Origin of the sequence: Leptotrichia trevisanii DSM 22070 (genome assembly GCF_000482505.1) — a bacterium.
Lineage (GTDB): Bacteria > Fusobacteriota > Fusobacteriia > Fusobacteriales > Leptotrichiaceae > Leptotrichia > Leptotrichia trevisanii.
Map to the genome: position 1 here is coordinate 48892 of NZ_AXVL01000009.1, position 24381 is coordinate 73272.

The 24381-nt window shown below is 32.7% G+C and carries 18 protein-coding genes; 6 read left to right on the forward strand and 12 right to left on the reverse strand.

Translation table 11 applies throughout. From position 1 onward, the window contains the following. Nucleotides 1–66 precede the first annotated feature (66 nt). The 6 genes from K324_RS14175 to K324_RS0102630 all read right to left on the reverse strand — a co-directional run bounded on the left by K324_RS14175 (nt 67) and on the right by K324_RS0102630 (nt 6369). Nucleotides 67–246 (reverse strand): DUF7336 domain-containing protein, encoded by a 180-nt coding sequence (locus K324_RS14175; RefSeq protein WP_248615325.1) that lies wholly within the window; start codon nt 244–246, stop codon nt 67–69. A gap of 68 nt (nt 247–314) precedes the next feature. Continuing rightward, on the reverse strand, nt 315–1520 hold the full coding sequence (gene coaBC / locus K324_RS0102610) for a bifunctional phosphopantothenoylcysteine decarboxylase/phosphopantothenate--cysteine ligase CoaBC (RefSeq protein ID WP_026747777.1): 1206 nt from the start codon (nt 1518–1520) through the stop codon (nt 315–317). A 25-nt stretch (nt 1521–1545) separates the two neighbouring features. Next, on the reverse strand, nt 1546–2997 hold the full coding sequence (gene cysS / locus K324_RS0102615) for a cysteine--tRNA ligase (RefSeq protein WP_026747778.1): 1452 nt from the start codon (nt 2995–2997) through the stop codon (nt 1546–1548). A gap of 42 nt (nt 2998–3039) precedes the next feature. After that, the gene (locus K324_RS0102620; RefSeq protein ID WP_026747779.1) at nt 3040–3429 is read right to left on the reverse strand and encodes an AAA family ATPase; all 390 of its coding nucleotides are present in this window, start codon (nt 3427–3429) and stop codon (nt 3040–3042) included. Between the two features lie 67 nt (nt 3430–3496). Next, a complete protein-coding gene (locus K324_RS0102625) occupies nt 3497–3940 on the reverse strand; it encodes a GNAT family N-acetyltransferase (RefSeq protein ID WP_026747780.1) in 444 nt (147 codons plus the stop codon). 89 nt (nt 3941–4029) lie between these two features. Continuing rightward, on the reverse strand, nt 4030–6369 hold the full coding sequence (locus tag K324_RS0102630; protein ID WP_026747781.1) for an endonuclease MutS2: 2340 nt from the start codon (nt 6367–6369) through the stop codon (nt 4030–4032). 731 nt (nt 6370–7100) lie between these two features. Between K324_RS0102630 and ppc the strand changes: the two genes are divergently transcribed. The 4 genes from ppc to K324_RS0102650 all read left to right on the forward strand — a co-directional run bounded on the left by ppc (nt 7101) and on the right by K324_RS0102650 (nt 12581). Next, nucleotides 7101–9902 carry a phosphoenolpyruvate carboxylase gene (gene ppc / locus K324_RS0102635; protein ID WP_026747782.1) on the forward strand — a complete coding sequence of 934 codons (2802 nt, stop codon included), beginning with the start codon at nt 7101–7103 and terminating at the stop codon, nt 9900–9902. Nucleotides 9903–10062: 160 nt separating this feature from the next. Further along, nucleotides 10063–10380, forward strand: coding sequence for a PepSY domain-containing protein (locus K324_RS0102640; protein WP_026747783.1), 318 nt, complete (start codon nt 10063–10065; stop codon nt 10378–10380). A gap of 130 nt (nt 10381–10510) precedes the next feature. Next, nucleotides 10511–11191 carry a response regulator transcription factor gene (locus K324_RS0102645; protein WP_026747784.1) on the forward strand — a complete coding sequence of 227 codons (681 nt, stop codon included), beginning with the start codon at nt 10511–10513 and terminating at the stop codon, nt 11189–11191. A 37-nt stretch (nt 11192–11228) separates the two neighbouring features. Beyond that, nucleotides 11229–12581, forward strand: coding sequence for a HAMP domain-containing sensor histidine kinase (locus tag K324_RS0102650; protein WP_026747785.1), 1353 nt, complete (start codon nt 11229–11231; stop codon nt 12579–12581). Between the two features lie 72 nt (nt 12582–12653). On the opposite strand, the gene adhE is transcribed toward K324_RS0102650, so the two are convergent. From adhE to K324_RS0102675, 5 genes are all read right to left on the reverse strand, one after another. Further along, on the reverse strand, nt 12654–15281 hold the full coding sequence (adhE, locus tag K324_RS0102655; RefSeq protein ID WP_026747786.1) for a bifunctional acetaldehyde-CoA/alcohol dehydrogenase: 2628 nt from the start codon (nt 15279–15281) through the stop codon (nt 12654–12656). Between the two features lie 138 nt (nt 15282–15419). Then, nucleotides 15420–16865: a TrkH family potassium uptake protein gene (locus K324_RS0102660; RefSeq protein WP_026747787.1), complete on the reverse strand. Its 1446-nt coding sequence runs from the start codon at nt 16863–16865 to the stop codon at nt 15420–15422. Nucleotides 16866–16874: 9 nt separating this feature from the next. Next, complete coding sequence (gene trkA / locus K324_RS0102665) at nt 16875–18233, reverse strand: Trk system potassium transporter TrkA (protein WP_026747788.1); 1359 nt, start codon at nt 18231–18233, stop codon at nt 16875–16877. A 27-nt stretch (nt 18234–18260) separates the two neighbouring features. Beyond that, complete coding sequence (hemB, locus tag K324_RS0102670) at nt 18261–19229, reverse strand: porphobilinogen synthase (RefSeq protein WP_026747789.1); 969 nt, start codon at nt 19227–19229, stop codon at nt 18261–18263. 45 nt (nt 19230–19274) lie between these two features. Then, nucleotides 19275–19745, reverse strand: a complete 471-nt coding sequence (locus K324_RS0102675) for a precorrin-2 dehydrogenase/sirohydrochlorin ferrochelatase family protein (protein WP_026747790.1) — start codon at nt 19743–19745, stop codon at nt 19275–19277. A 178-nt stretch (nt 19746–19923) separates the two neighbouring features. Between K324_RS0102675 and cobS the strand changes: the two genes are divergently transcribed. Next, the gene (gene cobS, locus K324_RS0102680; RefSeq protein WP_026747791.1) at nt 19924–20691 is read left to right on the forward strand and encodes an adenosylcobinamide-GDP ribazoletransferase; all 768 of its coding nucleotides are present in this window, start codon (nt 19924–19926) and stop codon (nt 20689–20691) included. A gap of 44 nt (nt 20692–20735) precedes the next feature. Further along, nucleotides 20736–21335, forward strand: coding sequence for a histidine phosphatase family protein (locus K324_RS0102685; RefSeq protein ID WP_026747792.1), 600 nt, complete (start codon nt 20736–20738; stop codon nt 21333–21335). Nucleotides 21336–21644: 309 nt separating this feature from the next. Here K324_RS0102685 and K324_RS14180 read toward each other — a convergent pair whose 3' ends face one another. Then, the gene (locus K324_RS14180; protein WP_051354376.1) at nt 21645–24041 is read right to left on the reverse strand and encodes an autotransporter family protein; all 2397 of its coding nucleotides are present in this window, start codon (nt 24039–24041) and stop codon (nt 21645–21647) included. Nucleotides 24042–24381: the final 340 nt, after the last annotated feature.

Here is a 24381-nt window from a genome sequence, read left to right on the forward strand (position 1 = left end):
GTTGATCTCCTAATTATTTAAGGCTTTTAGATTTAAACCCTTTTGTGTAGTAATCTTTCCCAATTATCATGGTTCTATTTTAAATCCTTCAGGAAAATCCCTAAAACCTTTCATTTCTTTCCATTTATCAACAATTTCCAATGCCTTTTCCTTTGTTGAAAAAAAGCCTATTAATTTATCATCATCCTTTTCATCTCTATGATACAGCATGTACACTTTTTTTATCTTTTGTTTTTCAGATTTCATAATTTATTCTCCCTTTTACAAAATCAATGAACTTATAAAAATCAACACATTAATAATTTTAAAAAACTTTATCTCTTTTTCAATTCACAAACAACTTCACTCAAAATATCATAAGCCAGCTCCATCTTACTTTTCTGACTAATTTCCACCGAAGTCCTATCTTTTTTAATAATCTCAATCACATTTTCATCGCTGCCCATTACAGACGCATTATTTGCCACTATAATATCCAAATTTTTCTTTTCCAGCTTTTTTAAGGCATTTTCCCTTATCTCATTAGTTTCTGCCGCAAATCCAACTAATAGCTGTTTTTCCTTCTTCTTACTCATCTCTAGCAAAATATCAGGATTTCTAACCAATTCTATAACCAAATCTGAATCAGATTTCTTTATTTTTTCGTTTTTGTATTCCTTTGGTCTGTAATCAGCAACTGCCGAACAAGCTACGAAAATATCAGTATTTTTAAAAAATTCATCCACTTTTTCGTACATTTCAAGTGCTGATTCTACAGAAATAAAGTTTTCAAGTCCATTTGGAACTTTCAAATCCGTAGGCCCGCTAATTAAAGTTACTTCTGCTCCCAGATCAGCAGCCGCCTGAGCAAGTGAATATCCCATTTTACCACTTGAATTATTTGACAAATATCTGACAGGATCAATATTTTCCTTTGTTCGCCCACTCGTTATAAGAATTTTTTTACCTTTTAGTGCAGTATCAAAATTTTCTATTTTTGAAAAAATACTATACCTTTCTATTTCGTCAACAATATCTTCTGGCTCACTCATTCTGCCTTTGGCACTATAATTGCAGGCAAGCAGTCCTTCCTCTGCATCAATAAACCTGTATCCAAAAGATTTCAGTTTATCAATATTCTCTTTTAAAATCGGATTTTCATACATATTTACATTCATCGCCAAAGCAAAAAACACTGGCTTTCTAACTGAAAGAGCAGCAAGAACCGTTGTAAGCATATCGTCTGCAATCCCATTTGCAACTTTTCCAATTATATTATAAGTCGCAGGTGCAATCAAAACCATATCCGCCCAATCCGCAAGTGAAATATGCTCCACCTCATAATGCGGATTACTGTCCCACATATCCACATAAATTCTATTTCTTGATAAAGTTTCAAGAGTCAAAGGTCCAATGATTTTTGTAGCATTTTCAGTCATCACAACTTTTACATTATATCCTTTCTTTTTCAAAAGCGATACAATTCCAGCTGATTTATATGCCGCAATTCCCCCTGTAACTCCTACTAAAATATTTTTCATTTTTTCCCTCTTTTTAAATCAAAAATTACAATAAATTATAATCTGTACTTCCATCCTTATTATCCTTAATTTCCACGCCAAGTTTCTTCAACTCATCCCGAATTTCATCAGATAACTTGAAATTTTTCTCGCTTCTTGCCTCACTTCGTAATTTTATCAGTAATTCAATTAATTTTTTTGTTAATTCCATATTTTCTCCATCTTCCTCCTTCACAGCATTTTCTACTTCAATCGCTATCCCAAACACATTCTCCAATTTTTGTTTCAAAGAATCATAAGATTTTTTAATTTCCACATAAATTGTGGAAAACTCCTCTCCTTTTGTGGAAATAAATTTATTCGTCTCTCGAATTTGGTCAAAAATTGTCGCTAGTGCCTGTGGCGTGTTCATATCCTCATCCATCGCAAATTCAAATTTTTTATCAAATTCATCAATTTTTTGAGAAAACTCTGAATTTTTAATATTTTCTATTTTTTCATTCTTATATTTTTCAACAATATCTTCAAATTTATTCATTGATTTCACAATATTTTGCAATGCTTTTTTCGTATCCTCCATATTCTCAAATGAAAAATTAATTGGCTTTCGGTAATGCGTACTTAGAATAAAAAGTCTTACTACATTCCCAGAAAATTTTTCAAGTATTTCACGAAGTAAAAAGAAATTTCCTAACGATTTTGACATCTTGTCGCCATTTATCTGAATAAATCCGTTGTGAAGCCAGTAATTTGCAAAGTTTCCGTGATAAGCACACTTGCTTTGGGCAATCTCATTTTCATGATGTGGGAAAACTAAATCCTGTCCACCGCCATGAATATCAAATGTATCCCCAAGATATTTTTTTGCCATCGCACTACATTCTATATGCCATCCAGGACGCCCCTGTCCCCAAGGCGATTCCCAAAACGGCTCTCCATCCTTCTTTTTCTTCCAAAGTGCAAAGTCTACTGGATTTTTCTTAATTTCCGACACATCAATCCTAGCCCCAAGTTCTAGCTCCTCAATTTTCTGATTTGACAATTTCCCATAATCCTTATATTTTTTCACCTCAAAATAAACATCCCCATCTTTCTCATAAGCAAACCCATTGTCAATTAATTTTTGAATAATCTCAATAACTTCTGACATATTCTCAGTAACCTTAGGTCTTTTCACACTCTCAAGAATATTCAGCTTGCTAATATCCTCAAAAAAATATTTTATATATTTTTCCGAAACCTCACTCGCAGAAGTCCCTTCTTCCATAGACTTATTTATAATTTTATCATCCACATCCGTAAAATTCTGCACAAACTCAACTTCCATCCCCTTATGCTCAAAATACCGTGCCAACGTATCAAAAACCACAATTGGACGTGCATTCCCCAAATGTATATAATTATAAACAGTAGGCCCGCAAACATACATTTTTACCTTATTTTCTTCTATTGTCTTAAATTCTTCGATTTTATTCGTCATTGTGTTGTAAAGTTTCATTTTTTTCTCCTTGAAAAATCTTCTTATTTTTTAGATTATTTCTTATAAAATCTTAATATTTTCTATTAAAAATTTTTTTAATGTTTGATTTTTTCCTTCTTTGTAATCTTCATTATAATATTTAATATTCCGTAAACAATCTGTATATTCAATGTCCTTTTGCATTTCTTTTTCAATTTCTGTCAATCCTTCACTATCCATTAGACTTTCTAAAACTTCATTTTCATTTTTTTCATAAAATAATTCTAATTCAACAACTGTGCTTCTAAATATTTTAAAACAATGATAAATGCTTTCTAAAATTCTAGTTTTTCCACTTCCATTAACTCCAATTAAAATTATTGTATCCAAAATTTTGTCGTTGCTCTTAAAATTTATATTCAAATTTTTAAGTCCATTATATTCTTTAATATGAATTTTTCTAATTTTCATACGCTTCAACCATTCCTCTAAGTTAAAATTTTTATTTAAAAATAGTTATTTAATTAAATTAAATCACTTAAATTTTTAAAACCAATCTCATAGGAGTAAATTTAATTCCATCTTTTTCCTTTTCTTCATCAATTTTTTCAAAACCTAGTTTTTTATATATCGGTATCGCATACCTTGAAGAATTTACAGTTATATACGAGTTTTTATTATTCTTTAAAATAAATTGCATTAAATTTTTTCCAATTTTTTTGCCCTGAGATAATTTTTCTACAAAAAATAAAGTTATATGCCTTTTTTCTTCATCAGTTGCAATAATACCTTTTAAAACATTATCTTTAAAAGCTCCAAAAATTTTAAACGAAGCTGTTATTTGTTTATTGTCAACAAAACTACAAAAAGTTTCCATACCCATTTCCGTATAACTTTCATCTTTGCTTTCCAAATAAGCTCTTTTAGCAAATAATAGAGCTTCACTTTTTTCCTTATCAAACAGTTGTTTAATCTCTATCATAATAAGTTCCTTCCTAGTATTTTTTCTACTAAAATTATACTAACACTAATTTAAAGCTACAATGAAAATTAAGTTGTTATCCAAAAATCCTACTTCAAAATAACCACCGTACACCCAATTCCACCTTCATTTTGATTGGCATCTTTAAATTCTGTTACATATTTTGAAGTTCTTAGGTATTCGTGGATTTTTTTTCTTAGTACCATTGTTCCTTTTCCGTGAATTATGTAGATTTCGTGGTAGCCTGTTAGCATTGCTCTGTCCATGTATGTTTCTAGTTCTGCGATTGCTTCGTCGGCATTCATTCCACGTAAGTCAATTTCTCCTCGTACTTGGGAAGTTCGTTTTAATGAGGCGAAGTTTTTGAATTTATTTGTTTTTTTCTTCTGGATTTTTACAATGTCGTCAGTTGATACAACCAGCTTTAATATTCCAGTTTGGACTTGGATACGGTTGTTTGACATTATTTTCAAAATTTTTCCATTTTGGTTCATTGTTTTTACAAGCACTTCTTCCCCAACAGCAAAATCCGCATTTTGAGTAATAACTTTCTTTTCCTTTACATTTTTCTTTTTATCCGTAATAAATGATTCACGTAGCATATTCAGGCTTCTTTGAGCATTTTTTGCATCTTCTTTCTTAGATTCCTCGCTGTTAATTTTGTCAATCAGGTTTTTGGCTTTTGCCTGCATATTTTTCAAGTAATTGTCAGCTTCCTCGTAGGCACGTTTTATAATTTCATTTCTTTCATTTTCAAGTTTTATCATTTTTTCTTCATAAGTAGTCTTTTGCTTGTCAAGTTCCGTTCTTGTTGCTTCCAATTGTGCCTGCATTGTTTCCAGCTCGTCATTTTTTTCCTTTATTGATTTTAGCATTTCTTCAACACGCTGATTATCTTCACTTATGTAGCTTTTTGCATTTTCAATCACTTCTTCGCTAATTCCGTATTTTCTTGCAATTATAAGGGCGTTACTTTCCCCTGGTATTCCTTCCAGCAGTCTGTACGTTGGAGACAACGTTTCCACGTCAAATTCCATTGAGGCACTTTTAATTCCTGTTGTGTTAAAGGCGTATGCTTTTACTTCGCTGTAATGGGTTGTAATTATGGAAGTTACATGCTTTTTGTTCAGATAATCAATGATTGCCATTGCAAAAGCCGCTCCTTCCATCGGATCAGTTCCACTTCCTAATTCATCCATTAATACAAGTGATTTACCGTTTGCATGTTCAATTATATCTTTTATCTTGCTAACATGCCCTGAAAATGAGGATAAGTTTTGCTCCAGACTTTGTTCGTCCCCAATGTCAGCCAGTACATTGTGAAAATATCCAATTTCAGTTTTTTCATTTGCAGGAATCGGGATACCAGATAATGCCATAATTGTAAGAAGTCCAGCCACTTTCAATGTTACTGTCTTCCCTCCAGTATTAGGCCCTGTAATAAGCATTATATTCTCAGGATTCCCAAGTTCAAAGTTAATCGGCACAACCGCATTTTCATCAATCAATGGATGTCTTGCTTCAACCAGTTTCAAATATTCCTTGTTAATAATTTTTGGAACAATACATTTTTTATTAACTGAATAAGTCGTTTTCGCATCAATAAAGTCCAGTCTTTCCAAAATTTCCTTAATTTCTAGAATTTCTTCTTTTTTTGTCTTCACAAGCTCTGTAATTCTAAGCAGTATTTTTCTAATTTCCTCACGCTCACGAGCCTCATATTCACGCAATTTATTGTTTAATGAAACAACATTTAAAGGCTCAATGTAAACTGTACTTCCAGTTGCAGATCTATCGTGTTCAATTCCTTTTATAAGCCCTTTAAAATCAGTCTTTACAGCAATTACATATCTGTCGTTTCTTTGAGTTATTATTCTTTCCTGAATAGCATTTTGCGTACTTTTATTGGAAATCAGCTCGTCAAATTTCTCTTTAATATTTGCATTAATATTCTGCTTCTGCCTTCTCACATCACGAAGTCCAATCGAAGCTTCATCCTTTAACACTCCTTCATCATTAATTGCTTCTGAAATAAAGTTCTCAATATCCTTAACTTCCTCAACATCGCTAAACAGATTCCAAATCGTTCTATATTTATCCCTGACATTCTTAGCCCTGCTCTTAGAAATCCTAAAAATCGTCAAATTTTTCTTCAAAACCGCCAAATCCTCAGCACTCAAATAAGATCCAATAATATCAATGGAATTCATCATCTTAGTAATATCCGCAAGCCCCGCAAGCTCCAATCCATCATCATACTTATAAAAGTCAATCATCTCCATCATAAGCATAAGTTCTTTATCCAAAACCGACTTTTCCTTTATAATATCAATATCCAGAAACTTTTCTTTCGTCTTCTCCAATCTTGATAAATCAATAAGTTCATTAACTATCTTATAAAATTCCAATACATCATAATTTTTTTCCATTTTCTTTCCCTCAACATTCTTTTTAATTTCAAATATCTATCTAATTTTAAGATTATTTTTATTAATAAATATTTTCTATTTTACTTATTTCTTATTTTAACGCAAGGGCATCAGACGCCATGCCCTTGCATCCCCGCTTCCCGAATTTCAATTTTACAGAAAAAGACAAAACTCGCTTTTAATAAAAGTTATTTTCGCTCCATAAAGTTATTGTCAATTCAAATGTAGTAGAAAAGCTCAAACAAGTTGTCTTTTACTGAAAAATTAAAATCTCGGAAATTTATAACAATTTTTTTAATTTTTCCACATTTATTTTAATCAAATTAAAAACGTCGTGATTTTTTTGAAATGAAATTGACTGTCTGAGCTCTTTCAAAATTTTTAGACTATAATTAGTTTAAGGAATTATAATAACCTTTGTTAAAAAGCAAGTTTCAATTTCGTAGTAATTCAGGTTTATCCAAATAATAAATGTTTAGACTACTTTCCCAAATAAAATTTGGGAATATTTCAAAAAAATGCTTAGACAAGCCGGGGATGCAAGGGGGATGGCGACTGTTCCCCCTTGCCTCGTCTTATTTTGTTAAAATTATAGCACATTTTGTAATAATTTAAAATCGCTATTTAATATAAAGCCTTTTTATGATATAATTTAAAAGATGAAATATTGAAAAAATAAATAATATAAACAATAAATACAATTACCATAAAAGAAAGAGAGTGTGAAATAAATGGATTTAAAAAATTTACCGATAACTCCTTTGCCATCAGTAAAACTGGATGAACGTCAGGAAGATTTACTTGTTCATAATGAGCTGTTTTCCAATTTGCTGGGGGAAACGATTTTTAGATATGCGGGTTTACATATTTATGAGGTTACTGAAAAATTGAAGGAGGCTTCCAGTAAATATTACAAGACGCAGAAACAGGAGGCTAGGAAAAATTTGTCGTCTTTTTGTTCGGATCTTACTGATGCGGAAATTTTACGTGTGATAAGAGGTTTTTCGATTTTTTCAGCACTTGCAAATATCGCTGAAGATGTGTATCAGACTCATGAACAGCGATATGCAAAAATTTCCAACAAGTTGCAGATTGGATCTCTTGAAAAATCATTAAAAAATTTGAAGGAAAAAGGGATTAATCAGGAAAAAATATTGAAAGCTATGGAAAGGGTTTCAATTGTTCCAGTTTTGACAGCACATCCAACACAGGTTCAAAGAAAGAGTATTCTGGATTTAACAAAGAAATTAACTGATATTCTAGATAAATATGAAAATGTAAAATCTCATCAGATTGATGAAAATGAATGGCTGAATGACTTAAGCCGTGGTATTCAAATCTGGTGGCAAACTGCGATGTTGCGGGCTACCAAATTGCGTGTAACAGATGAAATAAGCAATGCTCTAAGTTACTACAACATTACATTTTTCGATGAAATCCCACGACTTATGAATAAATTTCAGGAAATCTCAAAAACATTGGGAAATTCTGAATTAAAATCTCAGGCTCTGCTTCCGCTTACAATGGGAATGTGGATTGGCGGAGATAGGGATGGAAACCCTTATGTTACAGTAAACACGCTGGAGCAGTCGGCACAGGAGCAGGCTATAAAATTATTCCAGCATTATCTGGATGTGGTTCGTGAAATTTACAGAGATTTGTCAATGTCAATTTCTATGACAAATGTAACTGAGGAACTGCAAAAACTGGCTGATGCTTCTGGAGAAGTTTCACCACATCGTACACGTGAGCCATATCGTCGTGCATTGACAACAATAACGGATAGACTACTTGCCACAGCTTATAATCTATGTGATTACAACCGTGATTTATTACCACCAAAAAGAAAAAACGGGATTGACATTCCTTACAAATCAGCCAGCGAATTTACATACGACTTGGTAATTGTGGCAGAATCACTTAAAAAGAACAATAGCGAATTTTTGGCACAAGGAAAATTAAACAACTTAATCAGTGCTACAAAAATATTCGGATTCCACCTTGCGACAATTGATTTAAGACAGGATTCCAGCGTTCATGAGGTATGTGTTGCAGAACTCCTGAAAAGTGCAAACATTCTAGGGGATTACCTGAGTCTGTCAGAAGATGCAAGATGTGAAATTTTACTGCGTGAACTGGAACACGATCCCAGAATTTTAAGCGATCCGACAATTCCACAAAGTGAAACACTAGCCTCAGAACTTGCAATTTACAGAAAGGCAAAATTTCTGAGGGAACGTTTTGGAGATAAAATTATTGAAAAAAATCTGATCTCTCATGCAACAAGCGTTTCAGATATGTTAGAGATAGCTATTTTACTAAAAGAAGCCAATCTTGCAAAAGGAAATGAAGGAAATGAATTTTGTGATTTACAGATTGTTCCACTTTTTGAAACAGTGGAAGATTTAATTGCAGCTCCTGATATTTTGAGAAAATGGTTTAACTTGCCATTAGTGAAAAAATGGATGGATAAAAAAGGACGAAAACAGGAAGTTATGCTAGGATATTCAGACAGCAACAAAGACGGTGGATACCTAAGTTCAAGCTGGTCCTTATACAAGGCACAAAAAGAACTGACTGCAATCGGACGTGAATTTGATGTGGAAATCTCATTCTTCCATGGACGTGGTGGAACAGTCGGACGTGGTGGAGGGCCAAGCTATGAAGCCATCTTAGCACAGCCTGAAGGAAGTACAGACGGAACTATCAGACTTACGGAGCAAGGGGAAGTAATCGGTGCTAAATACGGAAATCCAGATTTAGGACTGAAAAACTTGGAAGCATTAGTTTCAGCAGCTCTTGAGTCAACTGCATTGACAGTGGAAGATGCAAACTGGGAAGAATATGAAAAAATAATAGAAAATGTTTCAGAATTAAGCTATTATGCCTACCGTGACTTAGTTTACAATACAGACGGATTTTCAGACTTTTTCTTTGAAGTTACGCCAATAAACTTTATTGCAGGGTTAAATATCGGATCAAGGCCATCCTCACGTAAAAAGACACAATCGCTGGAAAGCCTGAGAGCAATCCCATGGGTATTCTCATGGTCCCAAGCCAGAATAATGCTGCCAGGCTGGTACGGTGTTGGAACAGCATTTACAAAATGGATTGACAATGATAGTAAAAAACTGGAAATTCTGCAAAATATGTACAAACAATGGCCATTTTTCCGTTCAACAATTTCAAATGTTGACATGGTTTTATCAAAAACAGATTTATCAATTTTTTCCGAATATGTAAAACTGGCAAGTGATCAGGAAACTGCACAAAAAATCTTTAACGAAATTGAAAAGGAATGGGTTTTAACAATTGACATTTTGAAAAAAATCACAGGAAACAATGTTTTGCTGGCAGATAATCCAGAACTGGCAAGCAGCTTGCGAAATCGTCTGCCATATTTTGACTCAATGAACTATTTGCAAATTGAATTAATAAAACGTTCAAGAGCTGGGGATGATTCAGAAGAATTGAGAAAAGCTATTCACATTTCAATAAACGGACTGGCAACAGGACTTCGTAATAGCGGATAATATAAATAGAGGAATTTTTCTAATCAAAAATTAGGATTATTCCTTTTTTTCTGAAAAGATTTTCAAAAAATTTTTCTTCATTCATTTTATATTCATAAAACTGTTCTATAATGTATTCAAGATAAAGAATAACAAAAACGAATATTAAAGGAGAAAAGCCATGAAAAAGAAAATTTTAAGTATCACACTATTATCAATTATGATACTAGGAATGTCAATAACTGCAAATGCAAAAAGCAAACACAAATACAACAGACACATTGCTTCAAGTAGCTACATTGGAGTAAACAAAGCAACAAAAATCGCATTGAAAAAAATACCAGGAGCAAACAGTTCTCACGTGAAGGAAATCCATCTTGACAGAGAAAATGGAAAAATGGTTTATGAAGGTGAAATTTACTACAACGGATGGGAATATGAATTCGACATTGATGCAGTAACTGGTACAATTGTAAAATGGAAAGCAGAGAGAGATTAATAGAAACAAATTAAAATATATTCTTGCAGAGGGCTTAATTGAGATGGTATTATTTTCAATTTACTCTCTTTTTTATTTATTAAATTTATGATATACTCAAAAAAAAATACAGTTGAAAGGAATATTTAAAATGAAAATTTTGCTGGCAGAAGATGAAATAGACTTGAATAATATCGTTACAAAATATCTTAAAAAAAATGGTTACAGTGTAGACAGTGTTTTTGATGGAGAAGAAACCTTGGATTATTTAAAATACAGCGAATACGATCTGGTAATTCTGGATATTATGATGCCGAAAGTAAATGGCTTTGAAGTTATAAAAAAACTTAGAGATAAAGGAAATCACACCGCTATTCTTGTACTTACTGCGAGAAACAGCCCAGATGACAAGGTAACAGGGCTAGATTTGGGAGCAGACGACTATATTGTGAAACCATTTGACTTTAATGAGCTTATGGCAAGAATCAGGGCAGTTGTGAGAAGAAAATACGGCAACAGTTCAAATAAACTTGTGACAGGAAATTTGGTTCTGAATACTTCTGAAAAGTCAGTAACAAGGGATGGAAAACAGATAGAATTAACAGGAAAGGAATACGAGGTTCTGGAATATCTTATGCAGAATAAAAACAGGATTTTGAGCAAGGAGCAGATTAAGCAGCATGTTTGGAGCTATGATTATGAAGGGGATTCTAATATAGTTGACGTTCTGATAAAAAATATTAGAAAAAAAATAAATATAGCAGATGGAAAACAGATAATTTTTACAAAAAGAGGACTCGGATACATTATATACTCGAGTCTACAAAATTAAACTAATAAAAGTTAAATGGAAGGAATAGCTGAAAACATTGAAAAATAAGATAAATAAAATTTGGGAAAATCTCTCTGTAACTGTAAAAATAACCCTCTGGTACACTGCTTTTATCGTAATTTTAATATCGGTTATGCTATCCGTATCTTTTACTATTGCAGACAAGATGACCGGGGATTTGAATCAGAGGGAGCTTATGGAATCAGTAGTTGAGATGGCTTCCGAGATGATTTCCAATCCTGATGAGTTTGATGACTTTGATGACGGGATTTATTTTGTGAAGTATAATAGTGCCGGGATAGAAATGGCTGGAATGTCGCCAAGAGGCTTTGACTTGACGTTAAATTTTGCAGAAAACACAGTCAGAACTTATGAAAAAAATGGAGAGAAATACTATTATTTTGACAAAAAAATAAACGCTCCCGAAGGGGAATGGATCAGGGGAATTATCCCAGTAAGCAAGTTGACAAATGAAGTAAATAGAATGCTTTTAATAATTTTAATTTCAAGTCCGTTATTACTGCTAATAATAATTTATGGCGGATATAAAATTATAAAAAAAGCCTTAAATCCCGTAGCCAAAATATCAGGTACAGCTTCAGAAATTCAAAAAAACGGTGATTTTTCTAAAAGAATTGAAATTGATGAAGGAAAAGATGAAATACACAAGATGGCAAATGCCTTTAATGAAATGCTAAACTCGCTTGAAAATTCTTACATACGTGAAAAACAGTTCAGTTCAGATGTTTCACATGAGCTTCGTACACCTATAAGCGTCATACTTACAGAAAGCCAGTATTCAATGGAATATGCAGATACTTTAGAAGAGGCAAAAGATTCCTTTTCTGTTATTCAGCGTCAAGCCAAAAGAATGTCCAAGCTAATAAATCAAATAATGGAACTTTCCAAAATAGAAAAACAGACAGTAATTGAATTACAAAAAATAAATTTTTCAGAAACAGTGGAAAAAATACTGGAAGACTGTAAAAATCTGCTGGGTAAAAAAAATATAAAAATTTCAAAAGCTGTTGAACAAAACATATTTATAAACGCTGATAAAGTAATGATGGAAAGGCTGCTTGACAATTTGCTTAGTAATGCAATGAAATTTACGAAGGACAAAATAAGCGTAAAGCTGTATTCAGAAAATGAAAGCTGTATTTTGGAAATTGAAGACAACGGAATTGGAATCTCCGAAGATGATAAAAAACTTATCTGGGGCAGATTTTACCAAGTAAACGGTTCACGAAACAAAAAGATAAACAAAGGTTTTGGGCTAGGGCTTTTCCTAGTTTCTAAAATTATTGAGCAACATAACGCAAGTATTGGAGTTGAAAGCGAACTGAATGAAGGGACAAAATTTGTTGTTAAATTTATAAGAATTAATTAATTTTAAAAGGGATAATCTCTATTTCGAGAAAATCCCTTATTTTTTCACTTTATTTTATATCAAAAATTTTAATTAGAAACCTAAAATTTTTGCCACTCTTTCCTTTTCATTTTCCCATTCTTTTCCATAGTAAGATTTCAAGTAAATTTCTCTTAATTCTTCCATTAGCGGATATCTTGGGTTAGCTGGCGTACATTGGTCATCGAAGGCATCTAGCGACATTTCGTCTACTGCTTCCAAGAAGTCTTTTTCAGGCACTCCCCATTCCTTAATGCTTGCTGGAATTCCTATTTTTTTATTTAATTCATTAATTCCCTTAATTAAATTTTCTACTTTTTCTTCTTTAGTATTTCCACCAAATCCTAGATAATCGTTCATTTCAGCGTATCTCTGCATTGCGTCAGGATATCTATATTGAGGGAATAGTCCCATCTTTGTTGGAGCTTCAACTGCATTGAAACGGATAACTTCTTCAAGAAGCATAGCATTTGCGATACCGTGTGGCACGTGGAATTTTCCTCCAAGTTTGTGTGCAAGTGAGTGATTTATCCCTAAGAAGGCATTTGCGAAAGCCATTCCTGCAAGACAAGAGGCATTTGCCATTTTTTCCTTAGCCTTGATTGCTTTTGCACCTAAATCCACTGATTCCGGCAAGTATTTGAATACAAGTCTAGCTGCTTCCTTTGAATATGGTTTTGTATATTCTGTTGCCATAATTGAAACATAAGACTCAAGAGCATGTGTAAATACGTCAATTCCAGAAGCTACTGTAAGCCCTTTTGGCATTGTAAGCATAAGTTCAGGATCGTTAATTGCTACATGCGGTGTCAATGCGTAATCTGCAAGAGGATATTTGATTCCAGTTTCATCATCTGTAATTACTGAGAACGGTGTTACTTCCGAACCAGTTCCAGCTGATGTCGCAACTGCTATAAATTTAGCCTTTTTACCCATTTCAGGAAATTCAACGATTCTCTTTCTAATATCCATAAATCTCATTGCCAAATCTCTAAATCTTAATTCAGGATGTTCGTACAATACCCACATAATTTTAGCGGCATCCATTGCAGATCCTCCACCAAGAGCGATAACAACATCAGGATTATATTCAAGCATTGCTTTTGCCCCAGCCTGAGCTGAACTCAATGTTGGATCTTCTTTTACTTCCGAGAATATTCTATAATCAATATTTATCTCATCCAATACTTTTGTAATGTGTTCTGCATATCCTAATTCTGCCAATACTTTATCTGTTACGATAAATGCTTTTTTGTGGCTTCCTTTTAACTCTTCTAAAGCTGTCGGAAGTGATCCGTATTTGAAATAAATTTTTTCAGGAACTTTGAACCATAACATATTTTCTCTTCTTTCTGCAATTGTTTTTACATTTAATAAATGTTTTACTCCTACGTTTTCTGACACAGAATTTCCTCCCCATGAACCACATCCAAGTGTTAATGATGGCTCCAATTTAAAGTTAAATACATCTCCGATTGCTCCAAGTGATGCTGGCATATTAATTAATGTACGTCCTGTTTTCATCAGTCTTCCAAATTTATCTATTTTTTCTTTTTCTGCTAAATTAATGTATAGTGATGAAGTATGTCCCAATCCTCCAAGTCTTACTAACTCATCAGCTATCTTAAGTCCATCTTCAAAATCTTCCGATTTATACATTGCAAGCACTGGTGATAATTTTTCATGTGCAAAAGGTTCTTCCATTCCAGTAGATTCCACTTCTCCAATTAACACTTTTGAACTTTTTGGAATTTCAAATCCTGCCATACCTGCGATAACATATGCACTTTTTCCAACTACTTCAGCATTCAAGTTTCCATTTATAAATAATATTTCTCTTACTTTATTTAATTCTTCTTCGTTAAGGATATAAGCTCCTCTGTTTAAAAATTCACTTCTAACTCTGTCATAAATTTCCTTATCTATAATTACAGACTGCTCTGTTGCACAGATTACCCCATTGTCAAATGTTTTTGACATCAAAATGTAGTTTGCAGTCATTTTTATATCTGCCGATTTATCAATTACAACTGGCGTATTTCCAGCTCCAACTCCAATTGCAGGAGTTCCTGATGAATAAGCAGCCTTAACCATTCCTGGCCCACCTGTCGCAAGTATCAAGTCAGCACTTGCCATAAGTTCTCTCGATAACTCCACGCTTGGCTCGTCAATCCATCCAATTATATCTTTTGGTGCTCCATATTTTACCGCTGTTTCCAATGCAATTTTAGCTGTTTCAATTGTTGCCTGTTTTGCTCTTGGGTGTGGTGAAAATATTATTGCGTTTCTTGTTTTTAATGATATTAATGTTTTGAACATTGCTGTTGAAGTTGGATTTGTTGTTGGTACAATCCCTGCGATAATCCCTATTGGAGTTGCAATTTTTTTGACTCCGTAGGATCTGTCGTCTTCCAGCACGCCACAAGTTTTTTCGTCTTTGTATTTATTGTAAATGTATTCAGAAGCAAAGTGATTTTTTATAACCTTGTCTTCCACAATCCCCATTCCAGTTTCTGCTACTGCCAGATTTGCCAGTGTAATTCTTTCATCATTCATTTTTTGAGCTACTTTTCTAAAAATCTTGTCGACTCTTTCCTGATCAAATGTTGCAAATTCTTCCTGAGCCTTTCTAACTCTTTGAATAAGTTCCTTCAAACTTTCCAAATCTTTAACTACTGCCATTTTTCCTCCTATAAATAAAGCATAATTTTGTTACATTCCTTACAAATTATATAATACTCTATTTTGTTAAAAAACTCAAGTTTTTTTTTTCACTTTCTCATTTTAATTTATATTTGTATAACAAAGTAAGATAATTTTTTATTTTAATTTCCATGCTGTTGGGGAAAATAATATTAACATCGGGAAAATTTCCAGCCTTCCTGCAAGCATCCCAAAGCTAAGAATTACTTTTGAAAAATTATTCAGTTCAGCAAAGCTAAATGTCGGGCCTACTTTTCCTAGTCCTGGGCCGATATTATTGAATGTGGCTGCAACAGCACTGAATGCTGTCATAAAATCGTCCACTGAATAGGAAATCATTAGTAAAATTCCTCCAAAAACGAGAGCGTATACCAGAAAATACACTGCGATACTTTTCTGCATTTTCACATTTACTGCCTTGTCGTCGTATTTTACTGTAACTACACGGTTTGGGCTTATCATTTGGACTATTTCTGCAAAATAGATTTTTAACATCAGCACTACTCTTGATATTTTCAGCCCTCCAGCTGTAGAACCTGCACAACCTCCAAAAAACATTAAAATTAACAGTATAACTTGTGAAAATAATGGCCATTTCCCAAAATCGGCTGTGGAATATCCCGTTGTTGTTATAACTGATGAAACAGAAAAAAATACATCTCTTATACAGTTCCAGATTGAACCGTATGTCTGATATATATTGAAAACTATTAATGCGATTGCTCCAAAAACTATTAGCAAATAATATTTTAATTCCTCATTTTTAAAGACATCTTTTACTTTCCCAATTAAAATAAAATAATAAATATTGAAGTTTACTCCAAAAACAAGCATTCCAATTCCTAAAACAATTTCAACATATGGATTATTGTATGGCAATATGCTTCCGTTTCTTACTCCAAAGCCACCTGTTCCAGCCGTACCAAATGCAAGAAGCGAAGATTCAAATAAATTTACTCCTCCTAGCATCAATAAAATTATTACAGCTATTGTCATGACAATATAAATTTTATAAAGCATTCTCGCCGTTGTTGACAATTTTGAAACCAGTTTCCCAAATGTCGGCCCTGGGACTTCGGCTTTCATTACATGGACTGAAGTTGCAGAACTTGGAAAAATCGCAAGTGCCAGAACCAATACCCCCATTCCCCCCACAAAATGGGTAAAACTTCGCCAAAATAAATTAGAATGGCTAATTTTGCCAAGATCTGTTATTATACTTGAACCTGTTGTCGTAAAACCGCTCACAATCTCAAAAAAGGCATCTACAAATGAAGGTATTTCCTTTGTAATTACAAATGGCAATGCTCCAAACATGGACATCAGAATCCAGGACAATGAAACGATGATATAGCCTTCTCTCCCCTGAATACGTTCGTCTCTGGGAAGTTTCATTGAAAGCAGAAAACCAGTTGCCAAAAGAAGTAATATTACAGAACCATAAGCAATTTTATATTTTGTACTTTCATTGTATAAAAAACTTATGATTAGGGGTAAAACCATTAATCCAGCTTCAAGTATAAGTATTTTTCCAATTATGTAACCTATCATTTTTTTATTCATTTTTACTCCTTAAACTCGCTCAAGTATGTCGTCAAAATCTTCTATTGAAGGAATTGTTGAAACTATCATTACACTATCGTTATTTTTTATCATATCATTTCCACCTGGGAAAATCATTTTCCCATCTCTTAATATACTTGCAATCAATGTCCCTTTTCTTATCTTCAATTCCTTTAACGGTACATCAATGGCAGTGCTGTTTTCATTAATTTCAAAAGTGATAAATTCCACCTGATTTTCAAGTCTATATAACAAACTCATTGTAGAGCCCCGCATATCAGTCCTTGTTCTTACAACGCTGATTATCATATCAGAAATAACTTTTTTCGGTACAACAGTTGATGTACCGGTGCTGTTTTCCAATATTGGAAGCAGTAATGTCCTGTTCATTTTCGTAATTAACTTGGCATTTGTTATAGAATTTGCAAACATTGAAATAACAGCATTTTCCTCATCACTGTCTGTAAGAATTACAACAGCATCATAATTTTTTATACCTTCCTGAATCAAAAATTCCTGATCAGCTTCATCTCCTCGTATTACAATGGCCTTTGAATATGCTTCACTTAATTTTTCGGCCCGTTCCCGTTCATTTTCAATAACCTTGACTTTATTTTTATTTTCCAGTAATTTTCCAATCAGATAATGAGTAATTGTCCCGCCACCAATAAGCATCGTCGAGTTTATCTTCAAGTTGCTCTGCTCAATTCTATCATAAAATTTACGCACCGAATCTATGGAACCAGCAATATAGATAATATCATTTTCCAAAATTGTAAAATCTCCACTTGGTATGAAAATTTCCTCTCCTCTTTTTACAGTGCAAATTATTACCTTGTCTTTCGGATCAAATTCCAGCTTCTTTAACTGTATTCCATTTAAAAAGCTATGTTTTTCCACTCTTATTGAAATAAAGCTGGCTTTCTGCCCAAAAAAATTCTCCACACTCAATGCCACTGGAAATAGCAGCTTATTTGCAATATTTTTTGCAGACTCCATTTCAGGATTTAGCATAAGCGATATTCCTAAATTTTCCCTTACAAACTGCATATTTGAACTGTACTCAGGATTTCTTACCCTTGCTATTGTAAATTTTGCTCCAATTTTTTTGGCAATAATTGAAGAAATTATATTTAATTCATCCGATTCTGTTGCCGCAATAAAAATATCGGCACTGTCTGTTCCAGCTTCAAGCAAAGTTTCGTACGAAGCTCCATTCCCAACCATTCCCGTTATATCATAATTTTCCACAAGTTTATTTAATACTTTTTCCTCTTTTTCTATTAAAATTACGTCGTTTCCCACTTCGGATAATTCGCTACAAAGTGATTCCCCAACGACACCAGCTCCCGCTATAACTATTTTCATACTCTATACTCTCTCTTTTTTTATTTTTTATTTTTCCAGATATTTTGCAACTTCTTTTGCATAATAAGTAATAATGGCATTTGCTCCAGCCCTTTTCATCGCATATATCTGCTCCATCACGATTTTCATTTCATCAATCCAGCCATTTTGAGCCGCCGCCTTTACCATCGAATACTCGCCCGAAACACTATAAGCCACAATTGGAACTTCAAATTTATCACTTACCTTTTTTATTACATCAAGATATGCCATCGCAGGCTTTACAATTATAATATCCGCCCCCTGCCGTAAATCTTCGGCAACTTCATCTATTGCATCCTTTGAATACTGAAAATTCATCTGATAAGATTTTCTGTCGCCAAATTGAGGAGCCGAATCCGCTGCATCTCTGAAAGGCCCGTAAAATGCTGACGAATACTTTACCGAATACGCCATTACCGGAACAGTTTCAAAATTATTTTCAGCCAGAACTTCACAAATTTTTTCCACACGTCCGTCCATCATATCAGAAGGTGCCACAATGTCAGCTCCCGCTTCTGCATATGAAAGTGCTATTTTTGCCAAGACTTCCAATGTTTCATCATTTTTTACATATCCATTCCCGTCAAGTATTCCGCAGTGTCCATGATTTGTGTACTCACAACAGCAAATATCGCAAATTACAAGGAAATTATCATATTTTTCCTTTATAAATCGAATTGCATTCTGAATCACACCATTCTCATTATACGCCTCTGTCGCACAAGCATCCTTATTTTTCGGAATCCCAAAAAGTAAAATCGAATTTATTCCCAATTTTACCAGCTCATCCAGCTCCTCAGAAATTCTGTCAATCGAATATCTAAAGATCCCTGGCATTGAAGGAATCTCACTTTTAATATTTTCTCCTTCCTCAATAAAAATCGGATAAATCAAGTCCTCCTTTGCAACATACACATCTTTCACAAGATTTCTTATAACTTCATTTCTTCGTAATTTCCTGTGTCTTTTAAACATTTCCACTTCACCTTTTTTCATTTTATTATTTCCAAATTTGAATACTTATTTTTCTATTTTATCAAGAATTTTCTGAATCTCACTTTTCATGGCACGTGAACGCCTACAATTTTTCCCGCCTGTAGAAACTGCAATCTGAAACTCATCATTTTTCACAATTCCTCCAAACATTGCATTCATCTTAATCTTTGAAGATACATTATTAATCAGTATCCCATTGGAATCACAGATTCTTGCCACATTTTCGTTCAATTCTTCATCGTCCGTAGCCGCAATCACCAAAAAATACCCCTTTACAAGTTTTTCAATTTCACTTTTATCATTTTCGATTTTCCTATTACTTTCAATTTTAATATTTTCCAGCTGTAACAGCCCCTTTTCCGCAACATCCTCAGTCACAACCGTAATATCCGCTCCATATTCTAAAATTTTCCTGATTTTCTTGGCTGCAATTTTCCCTCCGCCAATTACAAGAACTTTTTTATTCTTGAAATGTATAAACAATGGAAACCACATTTTTAATGCTCCTTTCACTTTCTGTCTGATGACAATAGAATACCATATTATAACTATAAAAACAAGAGATTTAAAACATAATATTTTTTTCGCTAAAAATATAGAAATTGCGTGATTTTTTTTTACAAAAATGATAAAATATAGAAAATTTTATAAAAAACAAAAAATGGAGATCCTTATGAAATACATAAAAAATTTTTTTGAACAATTTATTATTCTAATCCAATTTATGACTCGTATCCCAACCCCGCTAAAAGTCAGCTACAGCGAGAAAAAACTGGGAAAATCAATCAAATTTTTCCCTTTAGTTGGATTAATTATTGGATTAATTCTATATTTTACAAATTTTTTAATTATAACTTATTTAAAAAACATTTTTTGTAGCAAAATAATAATCGCTATATTCTTAATAATTGTAGAAATTCTAATTGTCGGAATAATTCATATTGACGGGCTTGCTGACACTTTTGACGGACTTTTCAGCTATGGCAGGAAAGAAAGAATGCTGGAAATTATGAAAGATTCAAGAATCGGGACAAATGGAACTGTTGTATTAATTTTATATTTTATCACAAAAATTACCATAATTTCCGAAATAATCACAACAAATCCAAAATATCTAATAATTTTCCCAATTGTTGCAAGGCTTTCAACATCAGTAAACGCTGGACTTTCCGACTATGCCAGAAAATCTGGGATGAGCAACGCCATAATCTCTGAAAATGGTATTTTTGAAGCAGTTTTTTCACTTGTTTTAACAAATATCCTAGTATTTCTTATAATTGGGACAAATGGAACTGTTACTGTATTTATCGCACTTTTGTTTATAATTCTGCTTATGTTAGACGTACGAAAAAAAATCGGAGGGATAACTGGCGACACAATGGGAGCCTCTCTCGAATTAACTTCAATTTTAGTGTTATTTCTAGGAATTATTCTGAGATAACTAAATAAAATAAGATTTGGAATAAAAAGGAAAGAGAAAATAAAATGACAGAAATATTATTTATAAGACACGGTGAAACAGACTACAACAAAAAACATTTATATTATGGACATTCAAACCCAAGTTTGAATGAAACTGGAATAAATCAGCTAAAAGATACGAAAAAAAAACTGGAAAAAATGAATGAAAAAATTGACATAGTATTTTCGAGCGACTTAAAAAGATGCCGTGAAAGTCTGGAATTACTAAAAATTAATAAAAATATAAAAACATATTTTTCAGAGGAACTAAGAGAGTTGAACTTTGGAAATATTGAAGGCAAAACTTATAAGGAAATTGAAAATGAATTCCCGCATTACGTATATGAAATGAAGAATAACTGGCGGCATTTCAAGACAGAAGGGGGAGAAAGCCTTTCTGATTTGCAAAAACGAAGTGTAACAGAAATTAATAAAATAAAGAATGAACATAAAAATAAAAAAATACTTGTCGTAGCTCATGCTGGTGTTATTCAATCCTTAATCAGCTATTATTTATTCAATAATCTTGACGGCTATTGGCAATTCAAGCTGGATAATGGGAGCATTACGAAGATGACGGTTATGAATGATGGATTTGTTTATTTTAATTATATTAATAAATAAAATATTAATTTTTTTATATCTTTATTTTTATGTTTATCTGAATTTATTAAAAAATAATTTTAATCAATTAAAATTTATGTTATAATATATTAACTCCGAATGTTAGGAGGTGAATAAAGATGAGAGTAAAAGAAACTATCAAAATTCTTTTACTAATTTTACTGGAAGTATTGAGATACTTAATTGAAAAATTCCTGTAAAAGGAAAAGAGAGTGTTGCACCACTCTCTTTTTTTATCTCCAAATGTTAGTTAGTTTTACGGAATTATTATATCACATAACTTACTTTAAATCAACTAAGTTTTTTTAATTAAAAAGTATGTTTAAATCCAATTGTTCCTCTATATCCAGAACGTCTTGAATTACCAAACGACTGTTCATATCTTGTGTCAATGTATAAATTACTTTTTTGTCCTAATGGTGCTTGTGCTCCTAAACCTACTTCTCCCCAAGTTGTGCCAAGTTTCTCAGTTACTTTGTCAGAACCTATGTTTGTGTATTTATTTTCATATTTTGTAAAATCATGCCAGACATTTGCTACAACATAATATGTATTCGTTCGCCCTTCATCCGAATTTCCGTTATAAGAAAGTTTAATCCCTGTTCTTCCACGCAACCCATTTCTGTTATCCTGACTTACCTTTCTCAACCCGTCATTAAATGATTTTGTGTTCAAATATTGATATATTAACTGTGCCTGCGGCTCAATTGCCCATGTCCCATCTTTCCCAATTCCAAATGATTTTCCAATTTCTCCTGAAAATAATAGTCCATATCCTCTCTGTTTTGCATCGTAATCATCTCTTGATTTATATTTATTTTGTAAATATGAAACTTGTCCCACCAAATCATAATATGAACCATTTTCTGTATATTTTGTTTTTGTGATTCCCAATGAGATGCTTTCCGCCTTTCCTTTCCCTGTATATTTATCATCGGAAATTCTTCCATTTTCTGCACGGTATCTGTCAAAAAAATCTGAACTTGCCCTGTTATATGAAATATATCCGCCTAATAAGTGATTATTTCCATTTTTATCCTTATTTATTTTAAAGTCATGCCCCAGCTGCACTCCATAAAGATTACTTTCATGCTCAAATCTTTCCTTACCTTTTTCACTCACACCGCTACCGTAAACTCTTGTCCACAACTGTCCTTTACCAGCCGTCATATTTTCCAGATCTAATATTCGATTCTCTCCTCTTCTTTCATGTAAAGTTCCAACAGAAGAATACCCCATTTCCATATTCACTTTCGGCATTAACACATAAGCTGACACCGGCTGTGCCATAATATAGATTGGATGACTCGAACCTGAACCACCAGCACTTATAGCACTTCCAGCTCCACCAACCACTCCAGTAGTGGCTCCAGATCTACCAAGAGGTGCAATAGTCCAATAATATTCCCAGATACCATTGACTTGTCTGCTGGTAAGTTGAGCCTCTGCCGCTCCAGCTGTTTTTGCAGTTCCAGTAAATGCAGTTGGTGTAGAATTTCCAGCTACTTTTACAACTGGGACACTATTTATCCGTTGTGATAGTTGCTGAACATTTCCGTCTAAAATATTTTGTTTTGCTTCATCATCATAAGAAGCTGGAATAACTTTAGTATTTCCTGTTGCATTTCCAGTTATATACATTAAATCTGATTCAGAATTCCCACCATTTTCATCTCCTGGAGCATTCCAAATAGTATTCATTATTATATTTCCATTATTTCCACGATAATTTCCTTCAATTGTCAAAACATCTTTATAAGAACCGTTATAAAAATTTATTTCTCCAGCATTCATTAATGTTCCATCATTATTAATTCCATCAGAAGTTAATTTTATAGTATACTTACCAGTTTCATTATCTGCTTCTGTTGGATAAAAAGTTGCATCTAAGATACCCTCATTTCCAATATTTAATGAATTAATCGTTGTTGTTGTTGAACCATTTGTGTAATTTTTGGTTAGTGACCATCTAGCTTCATTTTCTAAATTTACATTTATGATGGATTTTCCTTCTTTATGCATTAATCCAGTTATAGCTGTATTTCCTGTTGCATTGATTGTTAATTCAGAATACTTATTATTAACTGTATCTCCTTCAACTTCTACTACCCAATTATCATTTGCAGTGATTCCAGAATTTTCATCATCTCCTGTCGTTCCTATCAAATTAAGTTCTGCCCCTCTTACGTTATATCCATTCTTAGCTTCTACTTTTATTACTGATACTCCTGAACCGTTTAAAGCAGGAATTTTTATATCTTTAAATGTTACTTTCTGATTTGTACCATTAATATAAGTTCCTGTTGTATCTGTTACTGAATACAAAACGATGTTATCTTCACTCAAAAACTCCGCCTTATTTGTTATACCAGTTCCAGAAAACTCTGTATTTGAACCAGAAATTGTTATTAATGGCCTCGCTGTGTAAGGTGTTGTCATAGTTGTAGACTGTACTTCTCCATTTCCAGTATAAGTAAGTTTTTTTCCATCATCTATTTTAAAAATTCGCCTAGCATTACCATTTATATTAATTTCCCCATCTCCTGTGCCTGAATTTACAATGTATTCTCCATTTGCATTTGGGGTTATTGGCACTGCCATCCCCAGTCCACCTGTCATTAAAAATGTTATTAACAGCATTTTTGTATATTTGTATTTTTTCTTTAAAATTCTTTTTAAAAATCTTTCCGTTTCTTTAAACAGCATACTCTCTCTCCTTGTCTATTTTTTCTCAAAACATTAAATTTATATATAAAACTCGTAATATGATAACACTTTTTATTTTTTATGTCAAATTTTCATTTTAATAATATGTTAAAATTACTAACATATATTTTATAGTTTTTGTTTGAATATAGTTAATAAACAGCTATCGAACACAAAAAAATAAAATTAGTCAATTTAAAAATTTTAATATTTTTTATTTACCCAAATAATAAATAAATACTTCAAATTTTATTAAATTTATTATATAATATGCAAGGAAATATTTTTTAGAAAAAAAGGATTATGCGTTATCCCTTAATTAACGTAAATTTTGTGAAAG

What these genes read in the sequence shown, in the direction of transcription:
- cysS (WP_026747778.1), bottom strand. Translation starts at nt 2,997, where the DNA reads ATGAAACTTTACAACACAATGACGAATAAAATCGAAGAATTTAAGACA.
- K324_RS0102660 (WP_026747787.1), bottom strand. Translation starts at nt 16,865, where the DNA reads ATGAATAAAAAAATGATAGGTTACATAATTGGAAAAATACTTATACTT.
- hemB (WP_026747789.1), bottom strand. Translation starts at nt 19,229, where the DNA reads ATGTTTAAAAGACACAGGAAATTACGAAGAAATGAAGTTATAAGAAAT.
- K324_RS0102645 (WP_026747784.1), top strand. Translation starts at nt 10,511, where the DNA reads ATGAAAATTTTGCTGGCAGAAGATGAAATAGACTTGAATAATATCGTT.
- ppc (WP_026747782.1), top strand. Translation starts at nt 7,101, where the DNA reads ATGGATTTAAAAAATTTACCGATAACTCCTTTGCCATCAGTAAAACTG.
- K324_RS0102685 (WP_026747792.1), top strand. Translation starts at nt 20,736, where the DNA reads ATGACAGAAATATTATTTATAAGACACGGTGAAACAGACTACAACAAA.
- K324_RS14175 (WP_248615325.1), bottom strand. Translation starts at nt 246, where the DNA reads ATGAAATCTGAAAAACAAAAGATAAAAAAAGTGTACATGCTGTATCAT.
- K324_RS14180 (WP_051354376.1), bottom strand. Translation starts at nt 24,041, where the DNA reads ATGCTGTTTAAAGAAACGGAAAGATTTTTAAAAAGAATTTTAAAGAAA.
- K324_RS0102675 (WP_026747790.1), bottom strand. Translation starts at nt 19,745, where the DNA reads ATGTGGTTTCCATTGTTTATACATTTCAAGAATAAAAAAGTTCTTGTA.
- K324_RS0102620 (WP_026747779.1), bottom strand. Translation starts at nt 3,429, where the DNA reads ATGAAAATTAGAAAAATTCATATTAAAGAATATAATGGACTTAAAAAT.
- K324_RS0102625 (WP_026747780.1), bottom strand. Translation starts at nt 3,940, where the DNA reads ATGATAGAGATTAAACAACTGTTTGATAAGGAAAAAAGTGAAGCTCTA.
- cobS (WP_026747791.1), top strand. Translation starts at nt 19,924, where the DNA reads ATGAAATACATAAAAAATTTTTTTGAACAATTTATTATTCTAATCCAA.
- K324_RS0102630 (WP_026747781.1), bottom strand. Translation starts at nt 6,369, where the DNA reads ATGGAAAAAAATTATGATGTATTGGAATTTTATAAGATAGTTAATGAA.
- coaBC (WP_026747777.1), bottom strand. Translation starts at nt 1,520, where the DNA reads ATGAAAAATATTTTAGTAGGAGTTACAGGGGGAATTGCGGCATATAAA.
- adhE (WP_026747786.1), bottom strand. Translation starts at nt 15,281, where the DNA reads ATGGCAGTAGTTAAAGATTTGGAAAGTTTGAAGGAACTTATTCAAAGA.
- K324_RS0102640 (WP_026747783.1), top strand. Translation starts at nt 10,063, where the DNA reads ATGAAAAAGAAAATTTTAAGTATCACACTATTATCAATTATGATACTA.
- trkA (WP_026747788.1), bottom strand. Translation starts at nt 18,233, where the DNA reads ATGAAAATAGTTATAGCGGGAGCTGGTGTCGTTGGGGAATCACTTTGT.